Annotated in this window: 9 protein-coding genes, 1 other RNA gene, 4 pseudogenes and 1 other annotated feature; of the genes and pseudogenes, 1 reads left to right on the plus strand and 13 read right to left on the minus strand. The window is 56.3% G+C overall.

The window, feature by feature from the left end; genetic code table 11:
* The first annotated feature begins 119 nt into the window (after positions 1-119).
* Positions 120-226, plus strand: an RNA gene (rprA, locus tag AC6I8M_RS08425) — antisense sRNA RprA.
* Between the two features lie 112 nt (positions 227-338).
* Here rprA and ppsA read toward each other — a convergent pair.
* From ppsA to infC, 13 genes and pseudogenes are all read right to left on the minus strand, one after another.
* Positions 339-2,477: pseudogene (gene ppsA / locus AC6I8M_RS08430) on the minus strand (phosphoenolpyruvate synthase); the annotation flags it as partial.
* A 199-nt stretch (positions 2,478-2,676) separates the two neighbouring features.
* A complete protein-coding gene (locus AC6I8M_RS08435; protein ID WP_318285131.1) occupies positions 2,677-3,360 on the minus strand; it encodes an EAL domain-containing protein in 684 nt (227 codons plus the stop codon).
* A gap of 376 nt (positions 3,361-3,736) precedes the next feature.
* Positions 3,737-4,195 carry an NlpC/P60 family protein gene (locus AC6I8M_RS08440; RefSeq protein ID WP_010616246.1) on the minus strand — a complete coding sequence of 153 codons (459 nt, stop codon included), beginning with the start codon at positions 4,193-4,195 and terminating at the stop codon, positions 3,737-3,739.
* A gap of 64 nt (positions 4,196-4,259) precedes the next feature.
* Positions 4,260-4,930 (minus strand): annotated as a pseudogene (gene btuD, locus AC6I8M_RS08445) (vitamin B12 ABC transporter ATP-binding protein BtuD).
* A 78-nt stretch (positions 4,931-5,008) separates the two neighbouring features.
* Positions 5,009-5,555, minus strand: a pseudogene (locus AC6I8M_RS08450) (glutathione peroxidase).
* Between the two features lie 39 nt (positions 5,556-5,594).
* Positions 5,595-6,527: pseudogene (locus tag AC6I8M_RS08455) on the minus strand (vitamin B12 ABC transporter permease BtuC).
* Positions 6,528-6,659: 132 nt separating this feature from the next.
* Positions 6,660-6,962: an integration host factor subunit alpha gene (gene ihfA / locus AC6I8M_RS08460; RefSeq protein WP_058948809.1), complete on the minus strand. Its 303-nt coding sequence runs from the start codon at positions 6,960-6,962 to the stop codon at positions 6,660-6,662.
* A gap of 4 nt (positions 6,963-6,966) precedes the next feature.
* A complete protein-coding gene (gene pheT, locus AC6I8M_RS08465; RefSeq protein ID WP_010616243.1) occupies positions 6,967-9,354 on the minus strand; it encodes a phenylalanine--tRNA ligase subunit beta in 2,388 nt (795 codons plus the stop codon).
* 14 nt (positions 9,355-9,368) lie between these two features.
* The gene (pheS, locus tag AC6I8M_RS08470; protein ID WP_010616242.1) at positions 9,369-10,352 is read right to left on the minus strand and encodes a phenylalanine--tRNA ligase subunit alpha; all 984 of its coding nucleotides are present in this window, start codon (positions 10,350-10,352) and stop codon (positions 9,369-9,371) included.
* Between the two features lie 72 nt (positions 10,353-10,424).
* Positions 10,425-10,550, minus strand: a sequence feature (Phe leader region).
* Positions 10,501-10,545, minus strand: coding sequence for a pheST operon leader peptide PheM (gene pheM / locus AC6I8M_RS08475; RefSeq protein WP_121626058.1), 45 nt, complete (start codon positions 10,543-10,545; stop codon positions 10,501-10,503). Its footprint overlaps the feature before it by 45 nt.
* A gap of 114 nt (positions 10,551-10,664) precedes the next feature.
* Positions 10,665-11,021: a 50S ribosomal protein L20 gene (rplT, locus tag AC6I8M_RS08480; RefSeq protein WP_010616241.1), complete on the minus strand. Its 357-nt coding sequence runs from the start codon at positions 11,019-11,021 to the stop codon at positions 10,665-10,667.
* Positions 11,022-11,104: 83 nt separating this feature from the next.
* On the minus strand, positions 11,105-11,302 hold the full coding sequence (rpmI, locus tag AC6I8M_RS08485) for a 50S ribosomal protein L35 (protein ID WP_006118955.1): 198 nt from the start codon (positions 11,300-11,302) through the stop codon (positions 11,105-11,107).
* Between the two features lie 97 nt (positions 11,303-11,399).
* Positions 11,400-11,942, minus strand: coding sequence for a translation initiation factor IF-3 (gene infC, locus AC6I8M_RS08490; protein WP_041387101.1), 543 nt, complete (start codon positions 11,940-11,942; stop codon positions 11,400-11,402).
* Position 11,943 lies beyond the last annotated feature (1 nt).

Genomic DNA, 11,943 nt, shown 5'->3' on the forward strand with positions numbered 1-11,943 from the left:
ATTTTTCGCACGGATTCCTGCGCCGGATGGTTCAAAAAACGTAATGAAAGATTATCAGCTTTAAACTAATAAGAGGATTCTTAAAGACGCCAGCGGCGGCGATAAATAACATGTTCACTATGTTTTAAATCAAGCTACTGATTTTTAAACAACCTTTTCCCCTGAGTAAAGTGAAGAATTGCTGTGTGTAGTCTTTGCCCATCCCCTGTGATGGGCTTTTTTTTTGCCTGTAATTCAGCGATAAACAGAGCCGCCCGGCGGCGAACGCCGTCAGCGCTGGGTTTATGGCAATCTTATGTTATGAAAAGTGGGATGGGATAACCGACAGGTGTAACAGATTACGCTTTGGCCGCGTCCAGCTCAGCGAGGCTCAGCCAGGTTTCCACCACGGTATCCGGGTTGAGCGACAGGCTGTCGATGCCCTGCTGCATCAGCCAGGCAGCAAAGTCCTGATGATCGGAAGGCCCCTGGCCGCAGATGCCGACGTATTTGCCCTGCTTCTTCGCCGCCTGAATCGACATCGACAGCAGCGTCTTCACCGCATCGTTGCGCTCATCAAACAGCGCCGACACCACGCCGGAGTCGCGATCCAGCCCCAGCGCCAGCTGCGTCATGTCGTTGGAGCCGATGGAGAAGCCGTCAAAATGCTTCAGGAACTGCTCTGCCAGCAGCGCGTTGGACGGGATCTCGCACATCATGATCACCTTCAGTCCATTCTCGCCGCGTTTCAGGCCTTGCTTCGCCAGCTCGGCCACCACGGCCTCGGCCTGATCGACGGTGCGTACAAACGGCACCATGATCTCAACGTTGGTCAGCCCCATGTCGTTGCGCACACGCTTCACGGCTTCGCACTCCAGCGCAAAGCAGTCGCGGAAGCTGTCCGCCACGTAGCGTCCGGCACCGCGGAAGCCCAGCATCGGGTTTTCCTCTTCCGGCTCGTAACGCTCGCCGCCGACCAGGTTGGCATACTCGTTGGTTTTGAAATCCGACAACCGCACAATCACCCGCTTCGGCGCAAATGCCGCACCCAGCGTGGCGATACCTTCGGTCAGCCGCGCGATGTAGAACTCCAACGGATCATCAAAGCCTTTCATCATCTGACCAATCTACGCCTGCAGTTCCGGCGTCTGCTGATCAAACTCCAGCAGGGCTTTCGGGTGCACGCCAATCATGCGGTTGATGATGAACTCCAGACGCGCCAGACCGACGCCCTCGTTGGGCAGGCAGGCAAAGTCAAACGCGCGATCCGGGTTACCGACGTTCATCATAATTTTCAGCGGCAGCTCAGGCATGGTATCAACCTGCAAGCTGGTGACTTCAAAGTCCAGCAGATCGTTATACACATAGCCGGTATCGCCTTCGGTGCATGATACCGTGACCTTATGACCGTCCTTCAGGTGCTCGGTGGCGTCACCACAACCCACCACCGCCGGAATGCCCAGCTCACGCGCAATGATTGCCGCGTGACAGGTCCGGCCGCCGCGGTTGGTGACGATCGCCGACGCCTTCTTCATGATCGGTTCCCAGTCCGGGTCGGTCATGTCGGTGACCAGCACATCGCCTTTTTCGATGCGGTGCATCTCGCTGATGTCGTGAATGACCTTCACTTCACCCGCACCGATGCGATGTCCGATGGCCCGGCCTTCCACCAGCAGGCTGCCTTTGCCCTGCAGGCTGTAGCGTTCCATCACCTGTCCGTTGGAACGCACCGTTTCCGGCCGCGCCTGCACGATGAACAGCTTGCCGGTGTGGCCATCTTTGGCCCACTCAATATCCATCGGGCGCTTATAGTGCTGCTCAATCAGCACCGCTTGGCGCGCCAGCGCCTGCACTTCCTCATCGGTCAGGCTAAAGCGGTCTCGCTGTTCCTGTTCCACATCCTCGATGCGCACCTGTTCGCCGTGCTCCTGCGAATCGGCATACACCATGCGGATCTTCTTCGAGCCCAGGGTACAGCGCACAATCGCCGGGCGATTAGCGGCCAGCGTCGGTTTGTGCACGTAAAACTCATCCGGGTTGACCGCGCCCTGTACCACCATTTCGCCAAGACCGAACGCCGAGGTGATAAACACCACCTGGTCGAAGCCGGATTCGGTATCAATGGTGAACATCACGCCGGAGGAGGCGAGATCGGAACGTACCATGCGCTGCACACCGGCCGAGAGCGCCACGCCACGGTGGTCGTAGCCCTGATGCACGCGGTATGAAATGGCGCGATCGTTAAACAGCGAGGCGAATACGTGCTTCACGGCCACCAGCACCGCGTCGAAGCCCTGCACGTTAAGGAAAGTTTCCTGCTGGCCGGCAAACGAGGCATCGGGCATATCCTCGGCGGTGGCCGAAGAGCGCACCGCAAAGGAGGCTTCGGCGTCATCAGCAGAAAGTTGTTTATAGGCGCTGCGGATCGCCGCTTCCAGCTCTGGCTGGAAAGGCGTATCCACCACCCATTGACGAATCTGTTTGCCGGCCTGCGCCAGCGGGGCATTGTGATAACACAGTCGCCCGCCGGCAAGCGGCGTTGGGTCCAGCGCGGTGTAGAATCCCGGCAACGTCTGCTGCCAGCTATTAATAAATTGCATCGACACTCCGGAAGGTGCGCAACGGTGCGCGACCCGCATTGCGTTTAAAGATAAAGCGTAGTCTACCGTCGGGGTGACGGAGAAGACAGATGAAAGGTTACTGCTGTGAAGGCGTGGTGAGCGTGACGTGCGGATAGATGAGATCGCTTAACCGTTCCGCTTTAACCACCGGGAACAGGCTGCCCTGCAGCTGTGCGCCACTAAGGGAACTGACTTTCTCCAGCAGTGCATTATCGTCAACGCCACAAATAATTATTTGCGGGGCGTAAGCGGAAAAATTATCGATAACAGTCTGAATAAAAGGCGTAAATGAGGCACGTTTCGCCAGCGCATGAATAAACGCTTTGTCCATTTTTAACACGCTAAACAGATTTTCGTATACTGCCGTAGCCGGTGCTTTTCCTGCCCCAAATTGAGAAAGGGATAAGCGAAATTCCTGTTGCAGGCGTGCTAACAGCGGCTGCTTTTTGCCAGCCGATAATTGCGGAAACGTTTCACTGATATCCAAAACAATAAAGGGAAGTTGTTTAAGTTTCCTTAAGAGAAACTCTCTGGTCAATAGCGTTGTGGCCATAGATTCATCAATACGAACCAACGCGATAATTTGATGTAACTCAAAAAAGTCACGGTACTTTTCCAGTAGCACTAACTGGCTCTGCAGCAAACGTAATTGCTGGGCATCGTCAAGCTGCGGCAACAGCAAGTCCTGCGACAGCGTAATCGGCGCACTGTCGTGAACAAACTGGGTGACCAGCTCAACCGCAGTCAGCTGGCCCGCCAGAGAATAGGCAGTATAAAACTAGGTTTCCGACTGATAGTCGGCAGATAAATGGACTTTCATTTTTTACAGCCAGATGCAGTGGCAATTCGCGCATCGTATATCAATGAAAACGGTCAGGCAATAGGACCAAACGTTAGAAGAGACGCCGTTTTCTGTCTAATTACCGACTTTTCTGCATCAAATAATACTTAAGCTAAATGATCTAGGTTAATGTCCATACTGATTAAATTCACTGACGTCTATTTTTAGTCGCAAACTCGATTGCGGTAAAGTGCCATTTTAAATGAGAGTTATATCTAGCGGAAAAAAACAAATAAATCGGATCAAAAACCACCTGATTATTACGCCTTTTTTTAACACTAATGGGTTAAGTGGATTAGATGCGACGCGCCTGCCAGAATACTTTGCGCCAGTAAACATTATCCAGCGAGGAGCGGATCACGCCCTGGCTGGTGGAGGCGTGAATGAAGGTATTGTCGGTGTCATAGATGCCCACGTGCAGGCCATTTTCGCCGCTGCCGGTTTTGAAAAATACCAAGTCGCCGGGCAGCAGATCGCTTTTATCGATGCGCGTGCCGATATCGGTTTGATCGATAGTTGAACGCGGCAGCTGCAGGTCAAAGCGGTAACGAAAGGTCAGGTAGACAAAGCCAGAGCAATCCACGCCACCGCGGCTTAACCCGCCATAGCGATAAGGCGTACCGCGCCAGCGGCTGAGCTGATCGTTAAGTTGCGCAATCACGGTGATGGAGTCAGACAGACGGCCATTGGGCGGCGGCGCATGATGGCTACAGCCCGCCAGCAGCAACACGAGGAGAAACAGGGTCAGCCGCATCAGAATAGTCCTTAAAAACGTCGTCCGGCTGACACTGTAGCGACAAAGCGGCGCGGCGCGCAAGTCAGGGAAGATAAAGCAGCGGCCCCTGTGGCGTATCCAGCTGCGCAAAATCAGCCTGATAGAGCGGCGCCAGTCGCTCGGCGGTCAGCACCTCGCGCGCCCCGCCCTGACTGACTACACGGCCCTGATGCATCAGCCAGACGCGATCGGCATGGCGCAGACTGTGGTTGAGATCGTGTCCGCTGGCCACAACGGCGATGCCGGCCTCGCTGAGCTGCATCAGCAGCTTATCCACCGCGCGCTGCTGTGCGATGTCGAGCGCGGTGAGCGGCTCATCCAGAATCAGTAACGCACCGCGCGGGTTAATTGCCGGATGGATCTGCAGAACCACCGCCGCTAAGCGCACCCGCTGCCACTCACCGCCGGAGAGCTGCGCCAGCGGACGCGTCAGCTTATCTTGCAAGCCAAGCTGCTGCAGCAGGTCAGTGAGCGTCGCCTGCGCGTTGTCGCCGCCCGGCGGACTGTGCAGCCGCAGATAGTGCCACACCGGCAGCGCCGCAGGCGCCGGTTGCTGCTGGGGGAGCCAAGCGCGCTGCTGCGCCAGTGCGGCACCCGACCAGCAACGCAACGGCTGGCCGGCCAGCGTCAGTTGCCCTTCGGCGTCGAGCACAGGCCAGCGAGCGCGGTCAGCAGCGTGCTCTTCCCGGCGCCGTTAGGGCCGACAACGTGCACGCGCTCACCGCGGCAGAGCGTCAGGTCCCCCCGCGCTCAGCCGTCCGGGCACGCGCAGGTCGTGGCACTGCAGCAGCATTACGCCGCCAGCGCCAGCTCAATGCGCTTCAGAATGATTGGATCGTCCGGCGTCATGTCCGGCGAGAAGCGCGCGATCACGTCACCCTGTTTGTTGATGAGGAACTTTTCGAAATTCCACAGGATATCGCCCGGCGCTTTCGGCGCGCGGCCTTTGCTCTCCATCCGCTCCAGGAAACCGCTGCCTGCCGGGCGTTCGGCTCCGGCTGCGCGGCGACCAGCTGACGGTACAGCGGATGACGCTGCTCGCCGTTAACGTCCGTTTTGTCAAACAGCGGGAAGGTTACGCCGTAAGTCGTGCTGCAGAATGTTTTGATCTCTTCGTTGCTGCCCGGTTCCTGCTCGAGAAACTGATTGCAGGGGGGAAGCCCAGCACGCTGAAATCTTTGTCCTGCCAAGCTTTCTGCAGCGACTCCAGCTGTTCATACTGCGGCGTCAGGCCACACTTTGATGCTACGTTAACCACCAGCAGCACCTTGCCCTGATACTGTGCTAGCGTGGTTTTTTCACCGTCCAGCGTAACCAGTTCTGTCTGATAAAGGCTCATCGTAGATTCCCGTTGTTGATTGCACTGTGCCAGCCGCAGCTAGGGCGAAGACTTCACTAATAACATGATAAACAACGGCGCGCCGAGCGTGGCAGTGACCACCCCAATCGGCACCTCGGCCGAGGTGAGCACCAGCCGTGCCAGAATGTCCGCCGCCAGCAGTACCGCCGCTCCCGCCAGCGCCGCGGCCGGCAGCAGGTGGCGATGATCGCTCAGGCCGCAGAGGCGCAGCAGATGGGGGATAACCAGTCCGACAAATCCAATCGCACCGGCCATCGCCACGCTGACGCCCACCAGCCAGCCCATCGCCAGCACCAGTAGATTGCGCCACAGCAGCAGTGGCAGGCCGAGTTGCCGCGCCGACACCTCCCCGGCAGCAGGGCCAGCATCATCCAGCCGTAGCGCCAGTCGATACCGCTAAACCCGCCCATCATCCAGTACATCAGCTGGTGCAGATCGAGGCTGGTGCTAAAAGTACACCGCCCACGTCATAATGGCGCTACAGATAATGCCGAGCGCCACGCCGGTCAGCAGCAGCCGACTGGCCGACAACTGACGATGGGCAAAATGCAGCAGGATCAGCGTGATCAGCAGCGCGCCCGCCATCGCTGCCAGCGCCAGGCTCCACAGTGCGCCGTTACCCAGCAGCACCGCCAGTACCAGGCCAATGCCGGCACCGTTCGATACGCCCAGCAGTCCTGGCTACGCCAGCGGATTGTTGAACAGCGCCTGCATCACCACGCCGCAGACTGCCAGCGCCGCGCCAACCAACAGCACCGCCAGGGTGCGCGGCAGGCGAAGCTGCCAGACAAACAGATCGCCGCTGGCAGAAAACCATTGCAGCGGAGATATCCAGCTGTCGCCAGTGCACAGACTGAGCACCAGCAGCAGCAGCACTGCGGCAGTAAGCGCGCCGAGCCAGCGCCGGCTGCGACGGTCGGCCTGTTGGGCCAGCTGATCCAGCAGAGTCATAAGTAAGATTGGCTGAGAAAACAGAGATTTGATTGTAGAGAGATTACGCTAAAAAGAAAGCCGCGCCTGCGGCTTGGTGCCGGGATTGCGCGCATAAAAAGGCCGCTGAGCGGCCTTTTTGTCATACTGAAATCAGTCAGCATCCTTGGGTGACGCGTTCTCCACGCGACTTTTCAACTTCTGCCCTGGACGGAATGTCACTACGCGGCGGGCGGTGATTGGAATATCTTCCCCCGTCTTCGGGTTACGGCCCGGACGCTGGTTTTTGTCACGCAGATCAAAATTACCAAATCCGGACAGTTTTACCTGTTCTCCGTTTTCCAACGCGCGGCGAACTTCTTCGAAAAAAAACTCTACCAACTCTTTGGCATCGCGTTTGCTCAACCCGAGTTTTTCAAACAGGTACTCTGACATTTCAGCTTTTGTAAGCGCCATAGGTTCAATCCCTCAAGGTTGCCTGGAATCGCTCTTTTAATGCTGCAACGCATTTGGCAACGGTCGCAGCAATCTCCTCTTCTTCGAGTGTCCGGCTGGTATCCTGCAAAATCAGGCTAATCGCGAGGCTCTTTTCACCCTCGTTTACGCCCTTACCACGGTACACGTCAAACAAGTTTACGCCAACTACCTGATTTACGCCAACTTTCTTACACTCCGCGATGATATCTGCTGCGGGCACATTTTCAGCCACTACCACAGCGATGTCACGGCGGTTTGCCGGGAAGCGTGAGATCTCGCGCGCGTCAGGCAGGACGCGGTCTGCGACCTTATTCCAAAGCAGTTCAAACACTAAGGTGCGGCCGTTAAGATCCAGCTTACGTTCCAGCTCCGGATGAACCACCCCGATAAATCCGATTCGTTCGCCGGCTAAATAAATGCCTGCACTCTGTCCCGGATGCAGCGCCGGATTGGCTTCTGCACGGAACGAAATCGCGTCGAGTTTACCGGTCAAATCCAGCAGCGACTCTAAATCGCCTTTCAAATCATAGAAGTCAACCGTCTGGCGCGCCAGATCCCAGTGCTCTTCGTAGCAGTTACCGCTCAGCACGCCCGCCAGCATAAGATCCTGACGGATGCCGAGATCGGCCTGCGTATCAGGCACAAAGCGTAAACCGCTCTCAAACAGGCGCACGCGGCTCTGCTGACGGTTCTGGTTATACACCACGGCGCCGAGCAAACCGGTCCACAGCGACAGGCGCATCGCCGACATATCGCTGGAAATAGGGCTGGGCAGAATCAGCGCTTCTTCGCCCGGATGCAGCAGCTGCTGCACTTTCGGATCGACAAAGCTGTAGGTAATCGCTTCCTGATAGCCTTTATCCACCAGCAGGTTTTTGGCACGCTTCAGCGACAGATCGGCTTCACGGTGCTGGGTCATCAGCAGGCTGGCTTTCACCGGCACATCCGGAATGTTGTTGTAGCCGTATACGCGCGCCACTTCTTCGACCAGATCTTCCTCGATGGCCATATCGAAGCGCCAGCTCGGGGCGACGGTCTGCCATTCGCCGTTGCCGACGGTGACGTCACAGCCGAGACGGGTCAGGATATCGGTCACCTGCTCATCCGCAATAACGTGGCCAATCAGGCGGTCCAGCTTCTCACGGCGCAGCGTAATGGTGGCACGCGCCGGCAGTTTGCTGGCATCGGTCTGATCGATAACCGGGCCGGCTTCGCCGCCGCAAATCGCCAGCAGCAGCTGAGTGGCGCGCTCCATCGCCTTATGCTGCAGGGCCGGATCGACACCGCGCTCGTAGCGGTGGGAAGCATCGGTATGCAGACCATGACGACGCGCACGACCGGTGATCGCCAGCGGATCGAAGAACGCGCACTCAAACAGTACGTTCTGCGTCGCTTCGTTGACGCCGGAGTGCTCACCGCCGAAGATGCCCCCCATCGCCAGCGCTTTGTGGTGATCAGCAATCACCAGCGTATCGCTGTGGAGGGTCGCTTCGCTGCCGTCGAGCAGCGTCAGGGTTTCCCCCTCTTTCGCCATGCGCACCACGATACCGCCGTCAATGCGGTCGAGATCGAAGGCGTGCATCGGCTGGCCGAGCTCCAGCAGCACGTAGTTAGTGATATCCACCACCGGATCGATCGAGCAGATACCGCAGCGGCGCAGTTTTTCGCGCATCCACAGCGGCGTTTCAGCTTTCACGTTTACGCCTTTTACCACGCGGCCCAGGTAGCGCGGGCAGGCATCGGTGGCGTCAACGCGAATCGGGAAGGTGTCGCTGATCGTCGCGCTGACCGGTTCAATCACCAGCGCCTGCAGCGGCAGGCCATTAATCACGGCCATGTCACGCGCGATACCGATGATACCTAGGCAGTCGGCACGGTTCGGCGTCACGCTGATTTCGATGGTGTTGTCATCCAGCTGCAGATACTGGCGAATATCGGTGCCCACCGGCGCATCCGCTGGCAGCTCGATAATACCGTTGTGATCGACAGAAATACCCAGCTCGGAGAACGAGCACAGCATGCCTTCTGACGGCTCACCACGCAGTTTTGCCGCTTTGATTTTAAAATCACCCGGCAGTACCGCGCCAACGGTCGCCACCACCACTTTCAGGCCCTGACGGCAGTTTGGCGCGCCGCAGACGATATCCAGCAGGCGATCGCCACCAACGTTAATTTTGGTGACACGCAGTTTGTCGGCGTTCGGGTGCTGGCCGCACTCCACCACTTCACCCACCACGACGCCGTAAAACGCGCCTGCCACCGGGTCGACGCCGTCGACTTCCAGTCCGGCCATGGTGATTTGCTCAGACAGCGCGGCGCTGTCCAGGGCTGGATTTACCCATTCGCGTAACCCGAGTTCACTGAATTTCATTGGATAACCTGCCCTTATTTAAATTGTTTGAGGAAACGTAAATCGTTTTCGAAGAAGGCGCGCAGATCGGTCACACCGTAGCGCAGCATGGTCAGACGCTCCATGCCCATACCAAAGGCGAAGCCGGAGTAGATTTCCGGATCGATGCCCACGTTGCGCAGTACGTTCGGATGCACCATGCCGCAGCCCAGCACTTCCAGCCATTTGCCGTTTTTACCCATCACGTCCACTTCCGCTGACGGTTCGGTGAACGGGAAATAGGACGGGCGGAAGCGAATCTGCAGGTTCTCTTCGAAGAAGTTGTTCAGGAAGTCATGCAGCGTGCCTTTCAGATTGGTGAAGCTGATGTCTTTATCGACAATCAGACCTTCCATCTGATGGAACATCGGAGTGTGCGTTTGATCGTAATCGTTACGGTAAACGCGGCCCGGCGCGATGATACGAATCGGCGGCTGCTGATTTTTCATGGTGCGGATCTGCACGCCGGAGGTCTGGGTGCGCAGCAGGCGCGTGGCGTCGAACCAGAAGGTGTCGTGATCGGCGCGCGCCGGGTGATGCCCCGGAATATTCAGCGCATCAAAGTTGTGATAATCGTCTTCAATTTCCGGACCGGTAGCCACCGCGAAACCCAACTCGCCGAAAAAGGTTTCGATACGATCGATGGTGCGGGTCACCGGATGCAGACCGCCGTTCTCGGTACGGCGTCCCGGCAGCGACACGTCGATAGTCTCTGCCGCCAGGCGGGCATTCAGCGCCGCGCTTTCCAGCGTATCTTTACGCGCATTGAGACGGTCCTGTACCTGCTGTTTGGCCTCGTTGATGACCGCACCGGCCGCCGGGCGCTCTTCCGCTGGCAGTTCACGCAAGGTGGTCATTTGCAGCGTCAGGTGCCCTTTTTTACCCAGAAATTCGACGCGCACGGCGTCCAGGTCGGCGATATCCGACGCCTCGTCGATGGCGGCCGTGGCACGGGCCACCAGGTGTGCGAGTTGGGACATGATTTCCTCTTATTTCCAGCCGGGCTGGTCAGTTCTCGTTGGGATCGTGCGATCCGATTAAGTGTCGCCGGAAACAAAAAAGCCTCTACGAGGGAGGCTTTCAGCGCGATTTTTCGTTTCTTTTCTTATGCGCAAAAGCCCCTGACGATCAGGCGCTAAAGTAAAAAAAGAAACGGAAAATAGCAGCGTGCATGCTTGCGTTACCTTGTCTTGATAGAAACCGCACTATTGAAATGCCCTGCGGCTAAAATGTCAATCATTTGCGTGGGTTGCAGGCAATAAAAAGGGAGCAAGCTCCCTTTTTTACCTGACTTACGCCAGAGCTGATTTTGCTTTTTCAACCAGTGCAGTGAATGCCACTTTGTCGAATACAGCGATGTCAGCGAGGATTTTACGGTCGATTTCAATGGACGCTTTTTTCAGACCATTGATGAAACGGCTGTAAGAGATACCGTTCTGACGCGCCGCAGCGTTGATACGTGCGATCCACAGCTGACGGAACTGACGCTTACGCTGACGACGGTCGCGGTAAGCATACTGACCAGCTTTGATAACAGCCTGGAAGGCAACGCGGTAAACACGTGAACGTGCACCATAGTAGCCTTTAGCTTGTTTTAAGATTTTCTTGTGACGTGCGCGAGCAATTACACCACGTTTTACGCGAGCCATGTGAGCTCTCCTATATCATATTCTGTGATGCCCTATATCCCTGCAGTACGCAAAGTTTTCAGGCAGATTTATAAAAAATTTACTTATGCGTACGGCAGGCAGGCAACAACCAGACCCAGATCGCCTTTAGACACCATGCCTTTTGGACGCAGGTGACGTTTACGCTTAGTAGACTTTTTAGTCAGAATATGACGCAGGTTTGCGTGCTTACGCTTGAAGCCGCCAGAAGCGGTCTTCTTGAAGCGCTTTGCGGCGCCACGTACAGTTTTAATCTTTGGCATTTTTACAAATATCCACCGCATTGTTAATAAAATGAACCAGACAGGCGAATAAAAATCCGCGCAGCGCGAACGCTACGCGGCATTATTACTTGAAAGCCTACTGTTTCTTCTTAGGTGCGAACACCATAATCATCTGGCGGCCTTCGATCTTCGTAGGGAAGGATTCGACCACTGCCAGTTCATTCAGATCTTCTTTCACGCGGTTAAGCACTTCCATACCGATCTGTTGGTGCGCCATCTCACGACCACGGAAACGCAGCGTGATTTTGGCTTTATCGCCCTCTTCCAGAAAACGAATCAGGCTGCGGAGTTTTACCTGATAGTCGCCTTCATCGGTACTAGGACGGAATTTGATTTCCTTGACCTGGATAACTTTTTGCTTCTTCTTCTGTTCCTTAGAAGATTTGCTCTTTTCATAAAGGAACTTGCCGTAATCCATAATGCGGCAAACCGGCGGTTCGGCGTTCGGGCTAATTTCAACTAAATCTACGCCAGCTTCTTCTGCTTTCTCAATCGCTTCGCGCAGTAAGACAATGCCAAGTTGCTCGCCGTCTACGCCAGTTAAGCGCACTTCGGTGGCACGGATTTCGCCATTGATACGGTTCGGACGCGTCGGTTGTACTCGTTTTCCGCCTTTAATA

This window comes from Type-A symbiont of Plautia stali (assembly GCF_059731155.1).